The organism is Leucobacter sp. PH1c (genome assembly GCF_000633415.1).
Classification (GTDB): Bacteria; Actinomycetota; Actinomycetes; order Actinomycetales; family Microbacteriaceae; genus Leucobacter.
Genome location: NZ_AYMV01000005.1, coordinates 1 through 22,997, shown reverse-complemented (window position 1 = coordinate 22,997; position 22,997 = coordinate 1). Strand labels below are relative to the sequence as shown.

At 70.9% G+C, this 22,997-nt stretch carries 16 protein-coding genes and 1 tRNA gene; 9 read left to right on the top strand and 8 right to left on the bottom strand.

The window, feature by feature from the left end:
* Positions 1 to 117 precede the first annotated feature (117 nt).
* From U874_RS0101450 to U874_RS0101435, 4 genes are all read right to left on the bottom strand, one after another.
* Positions 118 to 1,503, bottom strand: a complete 1,386-nt coding sequence (locus U874_RS0101450; RefSeq protein ID WP_025132770.1) for a glycine--tRNA ligase — start codon at positions 1,501 to 1,503, stop codon at positions 118 to 120.
* 179 nt (positions 1,504 to 1,682) lie between these two features.
* The gene (locus tag U874_RS0101445; protein ID WP_025132769.1) at positions 1,683 to 3,059 is read right to left on the bottom strand and encodes an NAD-dependent succinate-semialdehyde dehydrogenase; all 1,377 of its coding nucleotides are present in this window, start codon (positions 3,057 to 3,059) and stop codon (positions 1,683 to 1,685) included.
* 190 nt (positions 3,060 to 3,249) lie between these two features.
* Positions 3,250 to 4,758 carry an APC family permease gene (locus U874_RS0101440; RefSeq protein WP_025132768.1) on the bottom strand — a complete coding sequence of 503 codons (1,509 nt, stop codon included), beginning with the start codon at positions 4,756 to 4,758 and terminating at the stop codon, positions 3,250 to 3,252.
* 191 nt (positions 4,759 to 4,949) lie between these two features.
* Entirely contained in the window at positions 4,950 to 5,888 is a 939-nt protein-coding gene (locus tag U874_RS0101435; RefSeq protein ID WP_025132767.1) for a 2-hydroxyacid dehydrogenase, read from the bottom strand.
* 77 nt (positions 5,889 to 5,965) lie between these two features.
* Here U874_RS0101435 and U874_RS0101430 point away from each other — a divergent pair, with 77 nt between their 5' ends.
* Positions 5,966 to 6,865 (top strand): endo alpha-1,4 polygalactosaminidase, encoded by a 900-nt coding sequence (locus tag U874_RS0101430; RefSeq protein ID WP_081809846.1) that lies wholly within the window; start codon positions 5,966 to 5,968, stop codon positions 6,863 to 6,865.
* A 74-nt stretch (positions 6,866 to 6,939) separates the two neighbouring features.
* On the opposite strand, the gene U874_RS0101425 is transcribed toward U874_RS0101430, so the two are convergent.
* Entirely contained in the window at positions 6,940 to 7,500 is a 561-nt protein-coding gene (locus U874_RS0101425) for a pyridoxal 5'-phosphate synthase (RefSeq protein WP_025132765.1), read from the bottom strand.
* 81 nt (positions 7,501 to 7,581) lie between these two features.
* Between U874_RS0101425 and U874_RS15880 the strand changes: the two genes are divergently transcribed.
* Complete coding sequence (locus tag U874_RS15880; RefSeq protein ID WP_025132764.1) at positions 7,582 to 8,271, top strand: excalibur calcium-binding domain-containing protein; 690 nt, start codon at positions 7,582 to 7,584, stop codon at positions 8,269 to 8,271.
* A gap of 60 nt (positions 8,272 to 8,331) precedes the next feature.
* Here the strand turns inward: U874_RS15880 and U874_RS0101415 are convergent, their stop codons facing one another.
* Positions 8,332 to 10,821: a M28 family peptidase gene (locus U874_RS0101415; RefSeq protein WP_025132763.1), complete on the bottom strand. Its 2,490-nt coding sequence runs from the start codon at positions 10,819 to 10,821 to the stop codon at positions 8,332 to 8,334.
* A gap of 444 nt (positions 10,822 to 11,265) precedes the next feature.
* On the opposite strand from U874_RS0101415, the gene U874_RS0101410 reads away from it, so the two are divergent.
* From U874_RS0101410 to U874_RS0101380, 6 genes are all read left to right on the top strand, one after another.
* A complete protein-coding gene (locus U874_RS0101410; protein WP_025132762.1) occupies positions 11,266 to 13,452 on the top strand; it encodes a putative Ig domain-containing protein in 2,187 nt (728 codons plus the stop codon).
* 546 nt (positions 13,453 to 13,998) lie between these two features.
* A complete protein-coding gene (locus U874_RS0101405) occupies positions 13,999 to 14,337 on the top strand; it encodes a metalloregulator ArsR/SmtB family transcription factor (RefSeq protein ID WP_025132761.1) in 339 nt (112 codons plus the stop codon).
* Positions 14,338 to 14,370: 33 nt separating this feature from the next.
* Positions 14,371 to 15,615: an MFS transporter gene (locus U874_RS0101400; RefSeq protein WP_025132760.1), complete on the top strand. Its 1,245-nt coding sequence runs from the start codon at positions 14,371 to 14,373 to the stop codon at positions 15,613 to 15,615.
* Positions 15,616 to 16,059: 444 nt separating this feature from the next.
* Positions 16,060 to 16,485, top strand: coding sequence for a hypothetical protein (locus U874_RS15450; RefSeq protein ID WP_157834194.1), 426 nt, complete (start codon positions 16,060 to 16,062; stop codon positions 16,483 to 16,485).
* A gap of 81 nt (positions 16,486 to 16,566) precedes the next feature.
* Positions 16,567 to 17,046, top strand: coding sequence for a hypothetical protein (locus tag U874_RS0101385; RefSeq protein ID WP_025132758.1), 480 nt, complete (start codon positions 16,567 to 16,569; stop codon positions 17,044 to 17,046).
* Complete coding sequence (locus tag U874_RS0101380; protein ID WP_157834193.1) at positions 17,046 to 18,221, top strand: hypothetical protein; 1,176 nt, start codon at positions 17,046 to 17,048, stop codon at positions 18,219 to 18,221. The genes U874_RS0101385 and U874_RS0101380 overlap by 1 nt, the downstream gene beginning before the upstream one ends.
* An 83-nt stretch (positions 18,222 to 18,304) precedes the next feature.
* On the opposite strand, the gene U874_RS0101375 is transcribed toward U874_RS0101380, so the two are convergent.
* Positions 18,305 to 18,386 (bottom strand) — tRNA-Tyr (locus U874_RS0101375).
* Between the two features lie 125 nt (positions 18,387 to 18,511).
* On the opposite strand from U874_RS0101375, the gene U874_RS0101370 reads away from it, so the two are divergent.
* Entirely contained in the window at positions 18,512 to 19,006 is a 495-nt protein-coding gene (locus U874_RS0101370) for a GNAT family N-acetyltransferase (RefSeq protein ID WP_036057520.1), read from the top strand.
* Here the strand turns inward: U874_RS0101370 and U874_RS0101365 are convergent.
* Positions 19,003 to 22,740, bottom strand: coding sequence for an aldehyde dehydrogenase family protein (locus U874_RS0101365; protein WP_232755840.1), 3,738 nt, complete (start codon positions 22,738 to 22,740; stop codon positions 19,003 to 19,005). The two genes, U874_RS0101370 and U874_RS0101365, sit on opposite strands and share 4 nt — an antisense overlap.
* Positions 22,741 to 22,997: the final 257 nt, after the last annotated feature.

Here is a 22,997-nt window from a genome sequence, read left to right as displayed (position 1 = left end):
GCCCGAGAACACCCCAGATCCGGGCCGGGATCGACCCCGCCCGAAAACGCGACAGCCCCGGACCGTTCCCGGTCCGGGGCTGTCGCGAGGCGGTGCGGCTCGCGCCGCGATCCGGGCCTAGGCGCCGCGGAGACGCGCCGCGAGGTACGCGTGCAGCTCGGCGCGGGGCACGCGCTCCTGCTGCATCGTGTCGCGCTCGCGCACGGTCACGGCGTTGTCCTCGAGCGAGTCGAAGTCGACGGTGACGCAGAACGGCGTGCCGATCTCGTCCTGGCGGCGGTACCGGCGGCCGATGGCGCCCGAGTCGTCGAAGTCGACGTTCCAGTCCTCGCGGAGGTCCTGAGCGATCTCGCGCGCGGCGGGCGAGAGCGCCTCGTTGCGGCTGAGGGGCAGCACGGCCACCTTGACGGGCGCGAGGCGCGGGTCGAGCGCGAGCAGCGTCCGCTTGTCGGTGCCGCCCTTGGCGTTCGGCACCTCCTCCTCGCGGTACGCGTCGACGAGGAAGGCCATGAGCGAGCGGGTGAGGCCGGCCGCGGGCTCGATCACGTACGGCGTGTAGCGCTCGTTCTTCGTCTGGTCGAAGAAGCTCAGGTCCTTGCCCGAGTGCTCCGAGTGCGTCGAGAGGTCGAAGTTCGTGCGGTTCGCGATGCCCTCGAGCTCGCCCCACTCGCTGCCCGTGAAGCCGAAGCGGTACTCGATGTCCGCGGTGCGCTTCGAGTAGTGCGAGAGCTTCTCCTGCGGGTGCTCGTAGAAGCGCAGGTTGTCCGCGTCGATGCCGAGGTCGGTGTACCAGCGCATGCGCTCGGCCATCCAGTACTCCTGCCACTCCTCGTCCGTGCCCGGCTCGACGAAGAACTCCATCTCCATCTGCTCGAACTCGCGGGTGCGGAAGATGAAGTTGCCCGGCGTGATCTCGTTGCGGAAGCTCTTACCGATCTGGCCGATGCCGAACGGGGGCTTCATGCGCGCGGCCTGGAGCACGTTCGCGAAGTTCACGAAGATGCCCTGCGCCGTCTCGGGGCGGAGGTAGTGCATCCCGGCCTCGTCATCGACGGGGCCGAGGTAGGTCTTCAGGAGGCCCGAGAACGCGCGGGGCTCGGTCCACTGGCCGCGGGTGCCGCAGTTGGTGCAGACGATCTCGGCGAGGCCGCCCTCGGGAGCGCGGCCCTTCTTCTCCTCGAACTCCTCGATGAGGTGGTCCTCGCGGTAGCGCTTGTGGCACTGGAGGCACTCGACGAGCGGGTCGCTGAAGACCTCGACGTGGCCGGAGGCCTCCCAGACCTGCTTCGGGAGGATGACGCTCGAGTCGATACCCACGACGTCGTCGCGCTTCTGCACCATGGTCTTCCACCACTGGCGCTTGATGTTCTCCTTCAGCGCCGTGCCGAGCGGGCCGTAGTCCCATGCGGAGCGAGATCCGCCGTAGATCTCACCCGCCTGGAAGACGAAGCCGCGGTGGCGGGCGAGGGCGATGACCTTATCAAGGCGGGACTGTTCAGCCATGTTCGTGTGTCACTCCAAGGTGCAAGCGGGGATCTTGGGAACCGGCCTCGGCCGGCATCAGCCCAGTCTACTCTCGTTCCTGATCGGGGGATCCGGGCGGCGCATGCCGGGCGATCCCGCCCGGGGACGCCGCAGGGCCCGCCCCCGGTCTCCCGGGGGCGGGCCCTGCGCGGTCCGAACTACTTCGCGGTGAAGAAGAGTCGGCGGTTGGCGAACTCGCCGATGCCGACCGGGCCCATCTCGCGGCCGAAGCCGGAGCGCTTCACGCCGCCGAAGGGCAGCTCCGCGGCCTCCGCCGCGATCGTGTTCACGTGGGCCATGCCGACCTCGAGGCGCGAGGCCACCCGCGTTGCGCGAGCCTCATCGGTCGAGAAGACCGAGCCGCCCAGGCCGAGCGCGCAGTCGTTCGCGAGCTCGAGAGCCTCCTCGTCGCTCGACACCTTGTAGACGGTCGCGACGGGTCCGAAGATCTCCTCGCCGTACGAGGGGGCCTCGCGGGGCACGCCCGTCAGCACCGCGGGCGAGTAGTAGGCGCCCGGCCCCTCGGAGAGCACCCCGCCGGCGAGCAGCGTCGCGCCCTCCGCGACGGCCTGCTGCACCTGCGCGTGCACGGTCTCGGCCGCGGTGCGGGTGGAGAGCGGCGCGTACTGGCCGGCCTCGAGCGTCATCTGGTCGCCGGGCACGAGGCCCTCGGCGAGCTTCACGAGTTCGGCGACGAACTCGTCGTAGATGTCGTCCATCACGATGAGGCGCTTGTTCGAGTTGCAGACCTGGCCGCCGTTGTACGTGCGGAAGTTCCACGCCTCGGCCGCGACGGCTGCGACGTCGTCGCTGTCGAGCACGACCATCGGGTCGATGCCGCCGAGCTCGAGCACGCACTTCTTGAGGTGGCTGCCGGCCTGGGCGCCGATGATCGCGCCGGCCCGCTCGGAGCCGGTCAGCGAGACGCCCTGCACCCGCGGATCGGCGATCATCGTCGCGATCTGATCGTGCGAGGCGAACACGTTCTGGTAGCCGCCGACGGGAACGCCGGCCTCCTCCATGATCTCCTGGATCGTGAGGGAGGACCGCGCGCAGATGTCCGCGTGCTTCAGGATGATCGTGTTGCCGAGCAGCAGGTTCGGCGCCGCGAAGCGGGCGACCTGGTAGTAGGGGAAGTTCCAGGGCATCACGCCGAGCAGCGCGCCGATCGGCTTCTGCTCAATGAGCGCCTTGCCCGGGATCGTGCTCGGGATCTCGACGTCGGTGATGAGGCCCGGCCCGTAGACCGCGTAGTACTCGATGATGTCGCGCGCGAACTCGACCTCGTCGATCGACTCGGCGAGCGACTTGCCCATCTCGGTCGCGATGATGCGCGCAAGCTCGTCCTTGCGCTCCTCGAAGAGCTCGGCCACGCGCTTCACGACGGCGGCGCGCTCCTGCACGCTCCTCTCGCGCCACTCGCGGTACACGGCATCGGACGCAGCGAGCGTCTGCTCGATCTGCGCGTCGGTCGCGGATTCGAAGGTCTCGACAATCTCGCCCGTCGCTGGGTTCTGAACTCGATACTTCGCCATTATTTATCGTTTCCTGTCTAGTGTTCAGCACGCATAGTCTGCGCCTGTCCCCCTATCGTCGCACCCCGGCCCGGGGGAATTCGACCCCCGGCTCGCGAAAGTCCGGCAACTGCCAGACAGCGGCGGGCCCAGGCGGGAGATCTCCCGCCCGGGCCCGGGGCTTCGGGGCCGCGCCCCGCCTCCCTGCCGGCTACTGCACCGGCACCTGGCACGTGCGGCGGCGGATCTCCTCCGCGACCGCCTTCGCGTCACCCGAGGGCGCCGTCGAGAGGCGATCCGGGCGGGCAATGAACAGGTAGAGCAGCCCCGTGACGAGCACGACGCCGAGGCCGATCAGCACCACGTAGTCGGTGAAGAAGTCACCGGTCTCACCCGGCCGGCCGAGCAGGATCATGGCGAAGACGCCGTACGCGAGCGCGAGCACGTTCACCACGATGCCGAAGCCGCGCAGGTTGAACGGGCCGGCGGGGCGCCAGCCCTGGAACCGCTGCTTGAGCGACGCGAACACGACCATGTGGAAGGAGAAGTAGATCCCGAGGATCGCGAACGACGTGACCGGGACGAGGATCCCCTCGTTGAAGTAGATGAGCACGCAGATGAGCGCCGGCACGGTGCAGGCGACGATGAGCGCGTTCGTGGGGACCTTGCTGCGCTCGGAGACGCGCGAGAGCCAGCGGTGCCCGGGGAGCATGCCGTCGCGGGCGAAGGAGTACAGCAGGCGGCTCGCGGCGGCCTGCAGGCTGAGCACGCAGGAGATGAAGGCGAGGATCGCGATCACGAGGAACACCTTCGCGCCGACCGTGCCGAGCGTCGCCTCGAGGATGGCCGGGATCGGATCCCCCTCCTCACCCGCGACGATCGCCTCCAGGTTCGGTGCGGCGAGCACGTAGCCCGCGAACGAGAACAGAGCGGAGACCGCGCCGACGACGATCGTCATGAGCATGGCGCGCGGGATCCGCCGCGCGGGATCCGACACCTCCTCGGCCACGTCGCCGCAGGCCTCGAAGCCGTAGAACAGGAAGAGGCCCGCGATCGCGGAGGCGAGGAAGACGGGCAGGTACGAGCCGTCGCCCTCCGTGCCCATCGTGTCGAAGAAGACCCCGAACGAGTGCTTGCGCTGGAAGAGCAGCAGGTAGAGGCCGAGGCCGATCACGCCGATCAGCTCGGCGAAGAGCCCGATGCGCGCGATGCGGGCGAGCCACTTCGTCCCCGAGAAGTTGATGAGCAGGGCGAGCAGCAGCAGCCCGAGGCCGGTGAACAGCGTCGACTCGGGCGTGAGCGTGATCCCGAACAGGCTCGTGATGAAGCCGGCGCCGAACTCGGCGACGGCCGTGATCGTCACGATCATCGCCCAGATGTAGACCCAGGCCGCGAGCCACGCGTAGCGGCGCCCCCAGAGGCGCCGGGCCCACGGGTAGATGCCGCCGTGGATCGGGTACTGGGAGACGACCTCGCCGAACACGAGTGCGACGAGCATCTGCCCGCACGCAACGATCACGATCCACCAGATGGAGGGCGGGCCGCCCGTCGCGAGCGCGGTCGCGAAGAGCGAGTAGACGCCCACGAGGGGCGAGAGGTAGGTGAAGCCGAGGGCGAAGTTCGCCCACAGGCTCATGGAGCGGTCGAACTTGCCCTCGTAGCCGAGGACGGCGAGATGCTCGTCGTCGGCGAGGCGACCGGTGGGTGGGGTGGCGGACATGCGCTGTGTTCCTTTCGGATCGACACTGATCCGGGGCACCGAAGTATCCCCGCTGGAGCGAGCATAGACCCGCGGATGCAGCCGGGAACAGCGCGTGTGCACAGCGGGGCGCCGCGCGCACTGTGCACGCCTCACCTGGCGCGGGAGGCGGGATCAGCGCGGCGGCACGGCGCCCGTCCGGACGGCGCGCGTCAGCGCCACTCCCCCAGCACGAGATTCTCGGGCCGCTCGCCCGCCTGGAGCTTCCCGATCTGGCGTCGAATCAGCGCCACCATCCGGGGCAGCATCGCGGTCGAGTCGCCGCCGACGTGCGGGCTGATGAGCGCACCGGGGCAGTCCCAGAGCGGGTGATCGGCGGGCAGCGGCTCGGGATCGGTCACGTCGAGCGCTGCCCGGAGCCGACCGGCGGTGAGCTCAGCGACGAGCGCATCGGTATCGACCACGGGGCCGCGAGCCACGTTCACGAGCAGGGCGCCGTCGGGCATGCGCGCGAGCTCGGCGGCGCCGAACATGCCGCGCGTCTCATCCGTGAGCGGCACGGCCACGATCACGATCTCCGCGTCGGCGAGCGCATCGCCCAGCTCGGCGAAGCCCCGCACCTGCACCGTCTCGCCCGCGAGGTTCCGCTCCTCGCGGGCCGTGCGGGCGAGCCGGGTGATGCGGGTCTCAAAGCCCGCGAGGCGCGCCTCGACGGCCTGCGAGACCCCGCCGTACCCGACGATGAGCACGCGCCGGTCCGCGAGGCTCGGGAACGAGCGCAGCTCCCAGCGGTGCGCGTCGCCCGCGCGCACGAACTCGGGGATGCCCCGCTGCGCGGCGAGCGTCAGCGCGAGCGCGAGCTCGGCGGTCGAGGTCTCGTGCACGGTCGCGGCGTTCGCGAGCGGCACTCCCTCGGGCAGGTGCTTCGCGACGCCGTTGAAACCGATCGACTGCCACTGCACGAGCCGAGTCTCGACGTCCGCGAGGGCCGCGAGCTGCCGCGTGCCGCCCCAGTACGGCGGCACGACGATGTCGATGCGCTCGCGCGGGGCCGGGCCGACGAGATCCCACTCGACGAATTCGACGCCGGGCACCTCCCCCAGGGCTTCGCGCAGGCCTTCAGCGGGCAGGGAGACGACGAGGTCACTCATACCCCGAGTGTATCGCCGCGGCCGCGCGGTGTCCGGATCGCTGCGGGCCGGATCCTCGCGTCCGCGATACTGGGGGCATGAGGATCGAGCGGCACGCGTCGGGCAGGGGCGCACGACCACGCCGGGGAGCGCTCGCCGGCGCGGCCGCCGGGGCGAGCGCAGCGGTGCTCGCGTCGGCCCTCCTCCTGAGCGGCTGCGCGAGCGGCGCAGCTCCCGAGACCGGCGGGGCGGCCGAGCCCCGGGCGGGGATCGCGCTCCCGCCGGCCGGCGGCCCGCCCGACTACCAGCTCGGCGGCGCGTACCGCCCCGATCCCGCCGTCACGATCGTGGCGCGCGACCGCACGGCCGAGCCCGAGCCCGGGGTCTACTCCATCTGCTACGTGAACGGCTTCCAGACCCAGCCAGGCGAGCTCGGGCGCTGGCCCGACGAGACGCTGCTCCGCGACGACGCTGGAGCGCTGGTCCACGATCCGGCCTGGCCCGACGAGGTGCTGCTCGACACCCGCACGGCCGATCGGCGCGACGCGATCGTGCGCACCGTGAGCCCCTGGATCGAGGGGTGCGCGGAGCGCGGCTTCGCCGCCGTCGAGTTCGACAACCTCGACACGTACTCGCGCTCGGCGGGGGCGCTCGCGCGGGCGGACAACGTCGAGCTCGCCCGGGCGCTCGTCGCCGTCGCGCACGACGCGGGGCTCGCCGCCGGGCAGAAGAACGCGGCCGACGACGCGGAGCTCATGCGCTCGCACGCGGGATTCGACTTCGCCGTGACGGAGGAGTGCCTCGTGTTCGGGGAGTGCGAGCGGTACACGGAGCAGTACGGCGCGCACGTCATCGACATCGAGTACACCGACGAGCTGCCGCGCAGCTTCGCCGAGATGTGCGACGATCCCGGGGCGCCCGCGTCGCTCGTGCTGCGGGATCGCGGGCTCGCCGCCCGCGGCTCCGCCGACTACGCCTTCGCCCTCTGCCCCCACTGATTTCGCGGCGCGGCGCCTCGGGCGCGGCACTCGGAGCACCGCGCGCGGCGCCGTGAGCGCGGTGCCGCGCGCGCTCAGCCGGCGGGGGTACCCACGGGGGCGTGCGTCCACCCGGACGCACCGCGCAGGTACTCGATCCGCGTGTGCTGCCGGTCCTCCCGCGCCTGCATGAACTCGAACTCGCTCGCCCGCAGCGCGTAGCGCTGCCAATCGGGGTTGGGCTCCCCCGTGTAGCTCGGGCGGCCCGCCCAGTCGCGCTGCGTGATCTCGTCATCGAGCGCGACGGCCTCGCCCGTCACGCGCACCTGGCGGCCCGTCTCGCGCCAGAAGAAGAGCATCGAGCAGCGCGGATCGGCGGCGAGCTCGAGCCCCTTCCGCGAGGTGCGGTGCGTGGAGAAGTGGTACCCGTGCGCGTCGAGATCCTTGAGGATGAGCGTGCGGGCCACGGGCATGCCGTCCGGGCGCACGGTCGCGAAGGCCATGGAGTGCGGCTGGCGCTCGCCGCTCGCGATGGCCGCGTCGAGCCACGCGAGGAACAGCGCGTCGGGATCCTCGGGAACGCTGCCAGGATCGAGCACGGGGAGCGGGTGGGGGAACGCGGGGAGGGCGCGGAGCCGGGTGTCGAGTTCGCTCATGGGTTCAGCGTACGCCCGCGGCCACCCCGCGCCAACCACAGGCAATTCGTTGCTTTTGCACAGCACTGGCAGGATGGGGGCATGAGCACGCCCGCCGCCAACTGGTACCCGAATCCCGACGATCCGACCGAGGAGCGCTACTGGGACGGCACGCAGTGGACCGCGCGCGTCCGGCCCCTCGGCGCGGACCCGCTCGCGGAAGAGCCCGCACCGAGCGCCCCGCAGCGGCGAAAGCGCCGCACTCCGCTCTGGGTCGCGGTCACCGCGGGCGTCGTCGGCCTCGTGCTCGGCGGCTCGGGAGCTGCACTGAACGCCGAGACCCGGGCCGACGTCGAACGGCTCGAGCAGGAGCTCATCGCCGCGACCGAGAGCGCGGCCGCGGACGCGGCGGCCCTCGACGACGCACGGGCGGAGCTCGCCGACGTCGAGGAGCGGCTCGCCGAGCAGCAGAAGACCCACGCGTCGGAGCAGCAGAAGCTCGCGCAGAAGCACAGCGATGCCGAAGCGCGGGCGAAGGAGGCGGAGGGGCGCGCGCAGGAGGCCACGACGCGGGCCGAGACCGCCGAGGCGCTCGCGGCGGAAGCCACGCAGGCCGCAGAGGCGGCATCCGCTCCGCGCTCGTTCCTCTCCGCACCCCCGGAGCCGACCGGAACCACGTCCTTCCGCAACTGCACGGAGGCGCGAAACGCGGGTGCCGCGCCCGTCTACATCGGCGACCCCGGGTACGGCCCGCATCTCGACCGCGACGGCGACGGCGTCGGCTGCGAGTAGCCCGCACGCACCGAGCCCCGGCAGGACTGGTGTCCTGCCGGGGCTCGGCCCATTCCTCGGCTACTCGGCGCCGGCGGTGCGGCGTCGCGCCACCACGATCGCGCCGCCCGCGAGCAGCAGGAGCGCGCCCGTCGTGAGGCCGATCGCGAGGAGGCTGTCGCCGCCCGTCGCGGCGAGCGCGTCCGTTCCGCCCGGCGTCGTGCCCGGCGTGGGCCCGGTCGGCTTCGTCGGCGTCGTCGGCCCAGTCGGCGGCTTCGTCTCGCCCGGCTTGGCCGCGGCGAAGTCGAGCGCGAGCGGGGCGCTCTCGTTCCCGGCTGCGTCCGTCGCGCGGAACTCGACCGAGCTCGCGGTCTTCGGCAGTTCGAGCGCGAAGGTGCCCTCGAAGGGCGCGTTCTCGGCGACTCGAGCGTTCGCTGCCGAGCGCGCGAGCGCGGGGCTCTGCAGCTCAGCGACGGACTGCCAGGCGCCGTCGGGCAGGATCCGGAACTCGACGGCCCCGATGCCGGAGGTCGAGTCGCTCGCGCGCACCACGACCTCGCCGCGGACGTCGGCGTTCGGCGTCACGCTCAGCTCGGGTGCGCCCGAGTCGATCCGCACGGTGTGGCTCAGCTCGGCAACGTTGCCGCTGTTATCGGTGGCGCGCGCCCGGATGAGCGTCTCGCCCTCGGCGGACACCTCGATGGCTCCGGTGTAGGGCTGCCACTCCCCGCCGTTCAGCGAGAACTCGACCGCGGGGGCGGCGTCGCCCGCATCGCTCGCGCCGACCGACACGGTGACAGGACCGGTGCGGTGCCAGCCCGCGGCGTTCGGCTCTGCCGAGGGGGCGAAGGTCAGCACGGGCGCCTCGGTGTCGCGCGCGAGCGCGATGCGCACGGAGGTGCTGCCGGCGACGCGCTGATCGAGCACGGCGCCGCGCGAGCCGTCCGCGGCGACCGCCGCGAAGTCGCACTCGGTCGACGGCGCGAGCGCCGTCACGGAACCGGTGTCGTCGGTGCGACCCACTTCGCGCCAGCCCTCGTCGGCCCCGCAGGACATGGCGACGGGCACATCGGCCGCGGCAGCATCCCGCTCGTCGGCGACCTCGAGCGTCACGGTGTTCAGCGCCGCGCGGAACGCGGATCCGCCGATGATCTCGGTGGCGATGCCGATGCGCTCCTGCGAGATGTGATCGATCGTGTCGGAGGGCTTGTGGTACGTCGGCTCGAGCACGATCGAGCTCGTCGCGGACCAGAACATCCAGCTGAAGACCGCGGCGTCGATGCCGACGTCGTGGAAGGACTGGTGGTCCGAGCGCCCGACGGAGCCGCGGTTGAGCTCCCCGCGCCCGGTGACGCCGGAGACGGCGGACGCCTGGGCGAGCACCGCGTTGTTCTCGTTGTCCTTGTTGACGGTGAGGCCCCAGAACTCGAAGGGCTGATCATCCGTGCCGAGGTGCGAGGTGCCGGCCATGTCCATGTTCCAGGCGCCGATCGTGCGGTCGATCTCGGCGGGGGTGAGCTGGTTCGCGTGCACCCTGGAGCCGACGATGCCCTGCTCCTCGGCACCCCAGGTGCCCACTCGGATCTCGGTGTCGAGCGAGTACTGGCTCATGATCCGCGCGGACTCGAGCAGGATCCCCACGCCCGAAGCGTTGTCGCTCGCGCCCGGGCTGCCGAGCACCGAGTCGATGTGCGCGCCAATGTACACGATCGGCGCGGTGCCGTCGGTGTCGCCCTGCGCGGGGCGCACGCCGATGAGGTTCGTGCTCTCGGTGCCGCTCCGGTCCGTGGTGAGCGTGATCGAGAAGGAGCCGCCCGCGAGCAGCTCGCGGATCCGGTTCCCCTGGCCGTCGGCCGCGCCGACCACCTGCATGCCGGTGGCGACGTCCGGGACCGCGCCCGGGTTCGCGAGCGAGCTGTTCGCGGTGGTCTGCGCGTAGATGGCCCCCGCGGCGCCGGCTGCGGCGAGCGCCGCGAGCTGCGCGTCCCGGGTCGCCTTCGTGGCGGTCCAGTTGATGAGGGCGAATTTCCCAGCGACCTGATCGGGGACGATGCTGTCGCCCGCACCCAGGTCGACAACCTCGGCGGTCACAGGCGCGTCGGGTCCGGTGAAGCGCGCGTTGCTCGCGGGACGGAACTGCCAGCTCACCTGCGGGCCGGCGTCGCGGCTCGGGATCGCATTCGCGAAGCCCGTGGCGTTCACGGGGAAGCGCTCGACCTCGGTGGTGAAGCCGTAGGCGTTCAGCTGCTCCTGGACGTAGGCGTTCGCGGCGGCCTCGGCCGTCGTGGCGGCGACGCGCGGGCCGATGTCGACGGCGAGGTGGCGCACGTGCTCGAAGACCGCGGCGTCGTTGACCTGCGACGCGAACTCCGAGACGTAGTCGGGCAGGTAGGTGCCCGTGCCGATGGCCGTGACCGCGCCGCCGGGAACGACGGCGGGGGCGGGAGCGGGGGCCGCGAAGGCGGCGCCCGGGGTGAGCACGAGCGGCAGCGCGATCGCTGCAGCGCCGAACGCTCCGAGCGCGCGGCGACGCTGCTGCGACGGGGGCGCTCCGGTGGGGAATGCAGACATGCGGGGTGGGTGTCCTCTCTGACAGCCGTGTCCGTTCCCGGGCGCAGCCCCTCGCACGAGGCGGCCGCGCAGCGGCGCTCAGCAGTGAACGGCGCAGCGAACGAACCGATCGGCACGCGCGGAGAGCGACGAAATTCCCGGTCAGAACATGTGACGACGGGCGCGGTTGCGCCACTTCTCGAGACTATCGAAGTCGAGGGGCGCGGCGCACGCGTCTCGCCTCGCGGCAGACATACCGCGCGAAAAACCGCGGATCCGCTGCCCGAATGTCGAGGAAATCGCGCCGGCACCGGGGGCGCGGGGGGCGTGAAGCGACGCATCGTGCTCCCGCGCTGCCCCTGTCCCAGGGCGGATCCGGCACCGATGCCTCGCAATCGCGCTGCGCTTCGTCTACCGTCGGAAGCATAACCTAGCAATTCACTATGAGCTAAACAGGGGGAGATTATGATCAGAAACCGAGGCTCGGCGCGCGGAACCGCGGCGCGCGGACGCATCCGGCGCGGCACCGCGGCCGCGCTCCTCGCGGGCGCCCTCGCTCTCGCGCCGCTCGTCGCGGCGCCGGCCGCGCAGGCCGCCGTCGGCGTCATCGAGGACCCGGGGCTCGCCGCCTGCATCAACCGGAGTATCGGGGGCGGCCGCGACGACGCCGAGCCCATCACGGAGCAGGATCTCGCCGGGCTCCGCATGCAGTTCCAGTGCATCGACGGGCCGGCGATCCGGAGCTTCGCGGGGTTCGAGGGAGCGACGAACACGCTCAGACTCACCGTCGTCGGAAGCGCCCACGAGTTCACCACGCCCGCTGCGCTCGCGAGCCTCGGCTCGCTGCCCAAACTCGGCACGGTCTCGTTCACGAACGTGCAGCTCACCGACGCGGGCCTCGCGGGGCTCGCCTCGGCGACGAATCTGCACACGCTCGACATCACCAACAGCCCCGCGCTCACGAGCACGGCGCCCCTCGCGGGGATGAGCAAACTGACGAAGCTGACGCTCACCGAGCTTCCCGCGCTCACCGACCTCGCCGGGCTCGCCGGCCTCACGGGGCTCACGCAGCTCGACCTCAGCCAGGACGGCGCGCTCAGCGACCTCGGCCCCCTCGCCGGGCTGACCGGACTCCTCTCGCTCACGCTGCAGTTCACCGCCGTGAACGATCTGTCCCCGCTCGCCGAGCTGCGCGCCCTGCGCTCCCTCTCGATCACCAACGCGCCCGTCACGAGCCTCGAACCGCTCGCGAACATGCGCGACCTGTCGCAGCTCTGGGCCACGCGCACGGCGATCAGCTCGCTCGCCGGACTCGAGGACCTCTCCGAGCTGAGCCATGTCTGGCTCAGCAACACTCAGCTCACGGGCGGCATCGACGCGCTCGCGAACAAGCCGAAGCTCCAGCTGCTCGACATTCGGAACACGCGCACCGTGTCGCTCGAAGCGCTCGCAGCGAGCACCGCGCTCACCTCGCTCGACGCCGTCGACAACAGGATCCCCAGCCTCGTGGGCCTGCGAGAAGCGGACGCCACGACGAGCCTGCATGTCTCCCAGCAGAACCTCACGGGCCCCACGCAGTACGTTCCGCGCGACGCGACGAGCTTCGTGCTCGACGCATCCGGACAGCTCGCCCTCCGCGACGGCACCACGTTCCCGGAGCTGCGCGAGACGAGCTTCCCCCCGACGGGCCCCGAGCCCGCGCCGGAGCTCCCCCTGCTGCGCTTCACGCGGCTCGCTGAACCCGAGTTCCTCCAGTACAGCTTCGGTGACGGCACGGGCTTCAACGAGTTCGCCGGCCGCATGACCCTGCCCGTCGTGCTCAGCGAGGTGACGAGCGCCGACCGAGCAGACGCCCGCGCGGCGGAGCCGTTCACGCACCAGGTGACCGTGACCGAGGGCTTCCCCGCGACGCGCTTCGCGCTCGACGCAGAAGCGCCCGCGTGGCTCACGATCGATCCCGCGACGGGCCTGCTGCGCGGCACGCCGGACGCCGCCGGGGAGTTCAGCGTGGGGCTCACCGCGGCGGACGCGCTCGGCAACAAGGTCACCCAGCGCTTCACGGTCACCGTGAGCGCGGCCCAGGTCGCCGCGAGCACGGTGCAGATCGGACCGGATCAGCGTGCACGCGCGGGATCGACGCTCACGTTCACCGTGACTCGCGACAGCGCCAGCGAGCGGCGCGCCGCGGGCGGTGCCAGCGTGACCGTGTCCACCGCGGATGGCACGGCCCGGGCAGGAACCGACTACACCGCGGTCACCGAGACGCTCGTGTGGGAAGCCGGCGACACCGCTCCCCGCCAGGTCACCGTGCGCACCGCGCCCGCGCCCGCCGGGGCGGAGCCGGACTCCCGGCAGTTCACCCTGACGCTGTCCAGCCCCGGGGAGCACACCGCGCTCGGCGAACGCCACACCGCGACCGGCACGATCGCGATCGAAGCGACCGAGCCGAGCCGCCCGGATCCGGAGCCGAAACCGGGCCCCGGCCCGAAGCCCGGCCCCGGGACTCCGCAGCAGCCCGCACCGGGCGGACTCGCTGCAACCGGTCAGCCCGCGAGCGCCATCCTCTGGGCCGCGAGCGCCGCCGCCGCGGGCCTCGGCGCCGCGCTGCTGCTGATCCGTCGCCGCGAGACCGCGACCGCGGACCGGACGTAACGGTCGCGCCGCTCCGCGCCCCACGGCCCGGAAACGCAGAAGATCCCCGGCTCTCGGAGCCGGGGATCTTCTCGTGGTGGCGGGTGAGGGATTCGAACCCCCGTAGGCAGTGCCAGCTGAACCCCAGCCATACTCCCCAGGATTGCCCGACGTTGCCCCAGAACGCCAGGCGACATCTTGGGCACTGACGGGCACCGACGGGCACTGTCCAAAACCGCCAGTATTTCGCCAGAGATTGGCCACCCAGCGTCAACCCCGGAGAGATGGCCCAACGCCTGTCCGCTCTCCTTCTCGCTACCCTGGCGCCACAGCGTCGGAGCTTCCAGCACGACCAGCCCTTGTCTTCGAAACTCAGAAGGCCGATGGCTCGACGCCGAACCGGGACGCCGCAAAGGACCCATGCAAAGCCCCAGACGGCACGCTGATGCTCCGCTGGATTAGCGAGGGGCATCTGGGGATCCTCCGCTGCCCAGCGGACCTCAATACACCACCGCGAGGTAGTAGTGTTATTATCTGCGTATGGATGCAGATAATAAGATTTACGCGATGGACCCAGCGTCGGAGTATGTCGACCTCGCTGCGGAAGTGCTCGGCATCCTCGCCGATCCGACCCGGATCAGAATCGTCCTCGTGCTCCGCCGAACCGATGAAATGCCCGTGAACGCTATCGCGGAGCTCGTCGGGAAGAAGCCGTCGGGGGTGTCACAACACCTCGCCCGCATGCGGATGGCACGCATGGTCACGACCCGGCATGAGGGCACGAGTGTGCTCTACCGCCTCACTGACGAACACGCGCTCACGCTCGTCCTCGAGGCGATCAAGCAAGCCGAGCACGCGGTCGCGAACGGGCAGATGCCGCCTCATCACACCGCACCCCAGCAGTAACTTCACGTTCTCCAGCGATCAGTAAGGCCCGCCATGCTTGCCGTCCTCCGTAACCCGACCTACGCGAAGCTGTTCAGCGCGCAGATCATCGCTCTGCTCGGAACCGGGCTCCTGACTGTCGCGCTCGGGCTGCTCGCGTTCGAGATCGCCGGCGGCGATGCAGGCATCGTGATGGGCGTCGCGATGACGATCAAGATGGTCGCCTATGTGGCAGTGTCCCCGGTCACGACCGCGCTCGTCGCTCGCCTTCCGAGAAAACCAGTTCTCATCGGGGCGGACCTGATCCGAGCGGGGGTCGCAGTCTCGTTGCCGTTCGTAACCGAGGCGTGGCAGATTTATGTGCTGATCTTCCTGCTCCAGTCAGCCTCGGCGACGTTCACACCCACGTTTCAGGCTGTGATCCCGTCAGTGCTGCCCGATGAGCGCGAGTACACGCGAGCGCTCTCGCTGTCCAGGCTCGCCTATGATCTGGAATCGCTCGTGAGCCCGATGCTCGCCGCAGCCCTCCTGACCGTCATCAGCTTCCATAACCTCTTCGTCGGCACTGTGATCGGGTTCCTCGTCTCCGCAGCACTCGTGATCGCATCCCGGTTCCCGCGCATCGAGACGCCGCCCCCGACTCGCTTCTTCGACCGGCTCACCCGCGGCGCGCGCGCGTTCTGGGCAAGCCCGGAACTGCGCGGCCTGATGGGCCTGAACCTCGTCGTCGCAACGACCACAGCGATGGTCATCGTGAACACTGTCGTCCTCGTGCAGGGCAGCCTCGGCCGCCCGCAATCCGATGTCGCACTACTCCTCGCGGCGTACGGCGGCGGGTCCATGCTTGTCGCTCTTGGCATGCCGAAACTCCTCGACAAGCTGCCAGACCGTCCGGTGATGCTCACCGGCGGGATCACACTCCCAGTCCTCCTCGCTGCAGTCGCAGGAACGATCGAGTGGCTGACCGGCGCAGCAGAGTGGAGCGCGTTGCTGGCGCTGTGGGCGCTGCTTGGGGCCGCGACCTCGACCGTCCTCACCCCATCCGCACGACTACTGCGACGCAATAGCACCGAGCAGAACCGGCCCGCGGTGTTCGCTGCCCAGTTCTCACTTTCGCACGCCTGCTTCCTCATCACCTACCCGCTCGCGGGCGTCCTCGGCGCTGCGATCGGACTGCCCACAGTTGCGGCGATCTTGGTCGCACTCGGAGCACTCGGAGTCGCTTTTGCCATCCTGGCGTGGGGAAGAGAAGCAGATGCCGCGACCAAGGGACCTCGGCCCGCGCGCACTGCTAGGTGACGCGCGAATCGCCACCGCCACTGCTCGCAGTGCCAGCCCACACGCCTCGCGCGCTCTCGCGAAAGAGAGTTTTCCTAGCATCCTGCACCTAATGCACTTCAGGAAAACCCCACTGTCAGCCGCCCGACCTACAATCCTTTTCGAACACACTTTCGAAAAGGGGTGCCATGAAGCGACAGTGGCGAGCTCTTGGGTGTTGAAGCTTGGTGAACCACTGAGCCAGCTTCCGGCAGTGTGCTCCGTGACGCCGATCACCTTCGCCAGTTCACGGCGCGAGCGCTTCTGGCGTGCCACCTCGACTCGAATCTCTTCGACTATGAGCCCGGCGAGCTCCTCACCGTGCGATGAATGATTGATCATGCACTCGCATTGGACGACTTGTCGTGCGCTGTCAACATGATCATGCATATTGACGAATAATCATGCAGAGGTGAAACTGGGCAGGTGACTGAGAACACTGATAGATCCCGCCGCTTTGCCGACGCGCTCATCTCTGAGATCAAGGCCGAGATGGGTCGACGCGACCTGTCTTCCCGTGGCCTCGGCCGCTTGATCAACAAGTCGTCCCAGTACATGTCAACCCGCCTCGACGGCGGCAACCCCAGAACCGGCGAACGCGTGCCCCTGGGCGTTGGTGATCTTGCGGCAATTGCCGAGGCACTCGGCCTGTCCCTCACCGAGCTCGTGGATCGCGCCGAACGAGCCGCCGACGCCACCCCGGCACCACCAATCGCCCTCGCCGACCGCCGCGCAAGTGTCAGTGGTCCCGACGAGGATCTTGCGCACATCCCCGACAACGTGATCGAGGAGTGGGCAGGCCGATACGCTGCACACCCCAGCGACGGCGAACCCGAGGACCACACTCCCTAAGCCCCTGACAGAAGCTCGGGCATTGGAGGGCCCCGCGGCCCTTCCGTAGATCAGTGCGCCCATTTTCCGGAAGGAGACACAATGCAGCCGCACGCCTACGACCCTGCATATGATCCCGTCGAGCTCCTGGATCGCATGAAGACCCGCATAGTTGTGCACTCGATCGAGCTACCTGCAATCTGGGTGCCCGAGCGCAACATGGTGATCCGCGACAGGAATCTCCGCCCCGACCTAATCCGACCCGTGCTCGCGCATGAATGCGTTCACGTGGAGCATTCCGACCCCGGCGGCCACCACCCGCGCAACGAAGCGCGCGCAAATCTCCACTCCGCGCTACGAATCACGAACCCTGGCGAGTGGGACAAACTCACCGCTTGTCACAGTGACTACGACCGGATTTGCATCGAGCTCGGCATAACCCGCTCCCAGTTCCTTGCTTACCACGAGCACCGGAAGCGCCTCGCTACTGCGCGTGACCGCCTCGAACGCTACGGAAACACGATCTACCGTGCCCCGCGCATGGGTGCTGGGCAATGGGCGCAACGACTTGAGGTTGTCTAATGGCACGACTAGCAACACCGATCGGCTCATGGGGCGAAGTCCGAGAGTACGCCGAGAATGGCACGCGCTACGCCTCTGCGTGGTTCCGCGATTTCGACGGAGTAAGCCGAAGGGTGGTGCGCCAGGGGCGCACCAAGGGAGTCGCGAAGCAACGGCTCCTTGAGGCACTCTCCGACCGCGCCAAGCCTGCACTGGGAAACATCACAAGAGACATGCGGGTGCGCGAGCTCGTGGACATCTATGAGCCCGAGATGCTCGCTGGACCCAACTCCGACCAGACGAAGCGGAACGAACTGAGTAAGCTCCGAACGATCAGATCAGGCATTGGCGAGCTGCGTCTCGCGGAATGCACCCCCGGCCGGCTTGATGCCTTCATCCATGCTGTCGCGAAACAGTACCCAGGAGCCGCGCGGTCACTACGAAGCATCCTGAAAAAGATCATGGTGCTCGCAGTCCTGCATGGTGTGTTCGAGACAAATCCGGTCGCCGAAGTGCGAGCGGTTCGACGCGCGCGACCTGACGTGACGGCGTTGGGAGCAAAGGACCTGCATGCGATCAGGTTGCTCCTGCAGCGGTGGGACTCGGCGCTCTTGTGGGGCAAACACCCCCGCAACGGATCCCTTACCGATGCGACCGACGTCTACACGGCGACCGCGGAGCGCACCTCCGAAGTCCTCGCGCTCTACTTCGATGACTTCAGTATCGATCAGGCCCTCATGCCAGAGGGTGCAAGAGAACCCGCAACTGTCGACATCTCGAAGACCGTGGTTCGGAACCTGCAGAACAAGTACGTGGTCCAGCCCCACCCCAAGACTTCCGAGAGCGTTCGCAGGCTCGAGCTGCCCTACGAGATCGTGCCAATGCTCATGCAACGCAGAATCAGCGCCAAGGTGGGCCTCGTGTTCCCCAGCGAGGTCGGAACAGTACGCTCACCCGATGCATTTCGTCGCGACTGGCACTCCGCGCTCAAGTCCTCTCCGTACGAAGGACTCACGCCCGGCCTCTACCGCAAATCGGTGGCGACTCTCATCGCCCACACGCTGGGTGAACGTGAGGCCGCGGAACAGTTGGGGCACACCGGGCTCGGCAATCTGAAGCACTACGTGGAGAAGAAACGTCGCGGGCCCCAGGTCGCCGCACTTCTCAGCGAGCTCTTCAGCGAAAACCGCCAGTAGACCGCCAGGCGGCATAAAACAGACAGACCCAAGCAACGAAAAAGCCCGGCCAGAAATTCATTCTGACCGGGCTTTTCTTGCTGTGGCGGGTGAGGGATTCGAACCCCCGTAGGCAGTGCCAGCTGATTTACAGTCAGCCCCCTTTGGCCGCTCGGGTAACCCGCCGTTGTCCACGCGAACGCGGACGAGCCAACTTTACCCGCTCGACGCCACGAACGGAAATCGGCCCGGCGCGCCGGGCCTGTCCCTCCGCCCTGTGCCGGGCCGCGCATCCGTGGCAGGATCGGAGCATGACTCCGTCAGCCCAGGCCATCCCCGCAGAGCTGTCCCTCCGCATCGCCCGGGGCCCGGCCGCGCTCGATCTCGAGACGTTCCACCGCATCGCCCGGCTCCGGCAGGAGGTCTTCGTCGTCGAGCAGGATTGCCCCTACCTCGACCTCGACGGCCGCGACCTCGAGCCCGGCACGGTGCAGCTCTGGTTCGCGGACGAGACGGGCGAGCCCGCAGCGGGCCTGCGCATCCTCGCCGAGGCCGAGCCCGGCGTGCGCAGCATCGGCCGCGTGGTCACGGCCGCCGACTGGCGCGGGCGCGGGCTCGCCGGCGCGCTGCTGCGCGCCGCGATCGCGGAGTGCGGCGGCGACGAGGTCGTGATCCACGCGCAGTCGTACCTCACCGAGTGGTACGGCGGCTTCGGCTTCGTGACGAGCGGCGCGGAGTTCCTCGAGGACGGGATCCCGCACACCCCCATGCGGCTGGCCGCGGGGCGCGCCGGGAACGGGCGCTAGGCCCCCTCGAGGATCTCGTCGAGCCCCGGGACGGGGATCGCGAGCCCGTGCCGGTGCGCGCGGGCCGTGATCGCCTGCTCCCGCAGCAGGGTGAGCAGTTCGACGGGGCCGGCCATCGTGACCGTCTCGGCCCACAGCGCGGCGCGGTCGAGGCCGCCCATCCACTCGGCGACGCGCACGGGATCGCCGCCGATGAGTCGCACGCGCGAGGCCGGCGCGTCCTCGGGGCCGAGCGGGCCCGAGACGGCGAGCCGCTCCATCCAGTCATCGTCGCGCTCCAGGGAGACCTCGATCCCCTGCGCGGTCAGCAGATCCGCGACGGGGGTGGGGAGCACCTGCCCCGTGGACACCGCGATCGGCGCGCGCACGAGCAGCGCGGCGGCGAGCACGCGGATGAGCGCGGCGAGCGGGCCGTCCTCGGCGAGCCGCACCTGCGTCACGACGGGGCGGGTGCGCACGGCGTTGCGCTCGACCCCGAGGCCGATCGTGTCGCGCTCGACGCCAAGCGAGGTGCGCCACACGAGCGCGTCGGCGAGCGCCGCACGGCGCACGGCGTCGAACTCCTCATAGGCGAGCGTGGGCTGCGCCGCCTCGATGAGCAGCCGCACCTCCGGGTCGAGCCCGCGCAGGTGCAGCGTGTCGCTCCGGGTGCCCGGCCGCGGCTCCCACGAGCCGAGCGCGAGCAGGCGGTGCGGGCCACCCGCCAGGGTGGGCAGGCCCATCACGGCGTCACCCCAGCCGCCGCCGGGCTGCCGCTCAATGCGAGCGCCCGTCGTGGGCGCGTTGATCGCGAGCGCGGCCGCGCGCACCTGGTCCGTCCACGCGAGGATCTCCTCCGCGTCGTTCGACTGGAGTCCGGCCACGCCGCCGCCGCCCGCTGCGTTCTGCATGCGCAGAGCGTCGGCGAGCGAGTGCGCGTTCGCGACGCCGAGCACGGGCGCGCCGCTCGCGTCCGCCCAGAACGGCGACTGCTCGGTGAGGCCGAGCTTCACGCCCGGGCTCCACAGCCGCCCCTCCTCGTCGAGTTGCTCGGGCTGCACGAGCCACTCCTCACCGCGGTCGAGCTCGGTGAGCGCGCGGAGCGCGGCGCCCGTCGCGGGCTCGGGGAGCGGGCCGAGGGTGAAGCCGAGGGGGTCCGCTCCGCCGGGCCGGGCGGTGTCGCCCGGGCGCAGGGCGCGCACGGCGTCGGCGAGCCCGGCGCGGAACCTGCGCGAGCGCGCCACGCTGCCGAGCAGGATCGCGGCGTGCGCCCCGCGGGGGTCGCTGCCGCCCGCGCGGAAGGCCGAGGCGACGATGTCGGAGATCGCCTGATCGAGATCCGCCGAGGGGGCGACGAGCACCGAGCCGCGCGCGCGGAACTGACCCTCGATCCGCAGGTCGGGGCGCCGCCTGGCAAGCTCGTGCCCCGCGCCGCGGGCGCCGAGCACGATGGCGCGGTCCACTTCGTGATGCGCCGCGAGCTCCGCGATCGTCGCCTCCACGGCGACCGATTCGATGCGCACGGCACCGGCCGTGAGGCCGCCGGCCTCGCACTCCTCCACGAGGGCCGTCGCCGAGGCGAGGAAGCGGGGCGGCACCGCCCAGAGCACGCCCGCGCCGGCGCCGAGCGCGGAGAACACCGCCTCCGCCTGGTGCGCGAGCGGGGTGCCGGCATCGGCGGAGACGAGGATGAGCGCGTCGGGGACGAAGCTCGCCCCGCGCACGGCGCCGAGGCCCGCGGCGAGCTGCCCGGCGAAGCGGGCGGCGTCCACGATGTCGTTCACCTCGGCGTCGAGCTCGGCCGCCGGGGCGCCCGTGTCCGCGGCGAGGGCCGTGAGCAGCCGGTCGCGCGCCGCGACGATCGCGAGGGCCGCGCGGCGCAGGCGCACGCCGCGGGCGGCGGGGCCGTGGGCGGACCACCGCTCGCCGGACTCCCGGGCGGTGAGGGCCACCCGCTCGGGATCGAGGTCGGCGGGCGAGAGGGCGATCGTCGCGTTCGCGGCGTCCTCCGCGCTCGTCCGCGCGCCGGCGTGACGGAGCTGCTCGCGCAGCCACTCGCGGTTCGCGGGGAGGCTCGCGTCGGTGCCCGGCTCGTTCGCGAAGCCCGAGTCCGAGACGGCCGGGATCGCGCGCGGCGGCGCGAACTCCTCGAGTTGGAAGGCGCCCGTCGCCCCCCGGCCGAGACCGAGCACGGCCGCCGTGAGGCCGCCCGTGTCGAAGCGCGCCGGCTCGTCGGGGGCGCGGTAGAACAGGGCGCTATCGCGCTCGCTCGGATCCCACTCGCGGGCGCGGAGCTGGGTGCGGTGCGGATCGGGCGCTGGCTCCGCGGCGAGCTCGACCGCGCGGAGGTGCGCCGCCCACTCCTCCGCGAGGGCGTCCGCGGCGTCGCGCTCGGGAGCGGCGCCCGCGGCGAGCAGCGCGTCCACGCGCGAGGGCGTGGATGCGGGATCCGCGGCCTCTCCCGCGAGTCCGACGAGCAGGTCGACGGCACCGGTGAACTCGCCGGGCGCCACGACCGGCTGCACGAGCCGCACCTCGATCTCGCCGTGCTGCGCCGCGATCGTCTCGGCGAGCCCGGGGACCACGCCGCCGCGCAGCTGCACCGAGGCGAGCTCCGTCGCGCCGAGCTCCTCAGCTACGCTCACGACGGCGGCGAGCACGATCGGATCCTCGCTCGCGATCACGGGGCGGAGGACGGCGGCGCGGCCCGGGTGGAGCGCGAGCTCGACGAGTCGCAAGAGCTGCGCCGCAAGCGCGTCCCGCTCCTCGATGACGGCGACGGGGAGCCCGCTCAGGATGGCGGCGATGCGCTCGGCCCCGGCCACCCCGGCGACGCCGATCACGACCTCGGCGGGAGCTCCGCCCTCGGCCACGCGGCGCTGCGCCCAGCGGCTGATCCGGCTGTAGAGCTCGCGCGACTCGGGGAGCTCGGCGAACAGGCGCGCGCCGATCCGCACCCGGTCGAAGGCGGGGTCGGCGAGGGCCCGTGCGAGCAGCTCCGGGGTCGCCCGGGCCCACCGCACACCGCTCGGCTCGAGGTGGATGGTGGTGCCGTGCTCCGCTGCAGCGGCGAGGATCGGCTGGAGCGCGCACGCGGCGGCCGTCACATCGGCGTCGATCGACCAGTCGGTGCCGCCCGGGACGAGGCGCTCGGGGTCAACCACGAGGTGCCCCACCGCGGCGTGCGCCGCGAGCGCGGCGAGACGACGGGCCTCCGCCGCGGCCTGCTCGGGGCCGTGGATGGCGCGGCCGAGCGGCGCGACGACGGGGACGAGACCGGCGTCCCGGTGCCGGCGCAGCGCCTCCGCGAGCGCGGTGAGGCGGCCGGGATCGGGCGACTCGCCCGCGACGGGGATCCCCGGAGCGGGCAGCTTGGTGGCGAGCACGAGGCTCGACAGCCGGGAGCGCAGCCAGCGGCGTGCCACGGGCATCACGGCCCACGGCATCCCGAGGGAGGCGGCTCCGCCCGCGCGCACCGCGAGGCGATCCCGCGTGCCCATCGAGGCGGGTACTTCGTGGGCCATCTCCCGGAGGCCGACGGCCGAGGCGAACGCGTCGTCCGTGCCGGCGACGAGCTCGAGCAGGCGGCGGGTGAAGTCGAAACTCTCGGGATCCCGGTGCATGCCGCCGAGCGGGGCGCGCACCGCGTCGTCGTCGCGGTTGCGCAGCGCTTCGAGCCACGAGCCGGCGCGGCCCTCCGCGGACGCTGCGGACACGGCCCAGGCCGTTCCCTGGGGAGAGGAGGTGGCTGCCATGACTTCACTCTAGGCTTCGGCCCCGGCAATCGCGGGAGCGCGCGCCGCGACGCCCCGCGCTCCCGGCCCGTACTCAGGCGGAGCGGGGCGCGAGGCGCAGGGCGCGAGGCGCCGCGGGTTCAGGCGAGCAGTGCCCGATCGTCGAACGTCGCACCCTTGATCTTCGCGAACTCCGCGAGCAGCTGCGGCACCGTGAGATGCTGCTTCTCCTCCGCAGACGCCTGGAACACGATCCGGCCCTCGTGCATCATGATGAG

Coding starts and splice junctions, on each gene's coding strand:
- U874_RS0101405 (WP_025132761.1), top strand. CDS start 13,999: ATGGACCCAGCGTCGGAGTATGTCGACCTCGCTGCGGAAGTGCTCGGC.
- U874_RS0101450 (WP_025132770.1), bottom strand. CDS start 1,503: ATGGCTGAACAGTCCCGCCTTGATAAGGTCATCGCCCTCGCCCGCCAC.
- U874_RS0101440 (WP_025132768.1), bottom strand. CDS start 4,758: ATGTCCGCCACCCCACCCACCGGTCGCCTCGCCGACGACGAGCATCTC.
- U874_RS0101415 (WP_025132763.1), bottom strand. CDS start 10,821: ATGTCTGCATTCCCCACCGGAGCGCCCCCGTCGCAGCAGCGTCGCCGC.
- U874_RS0101410 (WP_025132762.1), top strand. CDS start 11,266: ATGATCAGAAACCGAGGCTCGGCGCGCGGAACCGCGGCGCGCGGACGC.
- U874_RS0101435 (WP_025132767.1), bottom strand. CDS start 5,888: ATGAGTGACCTCGTCGTCTCCCTGCCCGCTGAAGGCCTGCGCGAAGCC.
- U874_RS0101400 (WP_025132760.1), top strand. CDS start 14,371: ATGCTTGCCGTCCTCCGTAACCCGACCTACGCGAAGCTGTTCAGCGCG.
- U874_RS0101385 (WP_025132758.1), top strand. CDS start 16,567: ATGCAGCCGCACGCCTACGACCCTGCATATGATCCCGTCGAGCTCCTG.
- U874_RS0101380 (WP_157834193.1), top strand. CDS start 17,046: ATGGCACGACTAGCAACACCGATCGGCTCATGGGGCGAAGTCCGAGAG.
- U874_RS15880 (WP_025132764.1), top strand. CDS start 7,582: ATGAGCACGCCCGCCGCCAACTGGTACCCGAATCCCGACGATCCGACC.
- U874_RS0101425 (WP_025132765.1), bottom strand. CDS start 7,500: ATGAGCGAACTCGACACCCGGCTCCGCGCCCTCCCCGCGTTCCCCCAC.
- U874_RS0101430 (WP_081809846.1), top strand. CDS start 5,966: ATGAGGATCGAGCGGCACGCGTCGGGCAGGGGCGCACGACCACGCCGG.
- U874_RS0101370 (WP_036057520.1), top strand. CDS start 18,512: ATGACTCCGTCAGCCCAGGCCATCCCCGCAGAGCTGTCCCTCCGCATC.
- U874_RS0101445 (WP_025132769.1), bottom strand. CDS start 3,059: ATGGCGAAGTATCGAGTTCAGAACCCAGCGACGGGCGAGATTGTCGAG.
- U874_RS0101365 (WP_232755840.1), bottom strand. CDS start 22,740: ATGGCAGCCACCTCCTCTCCCCAGGGAACGGCCTGGGCCGTGTCCGCA.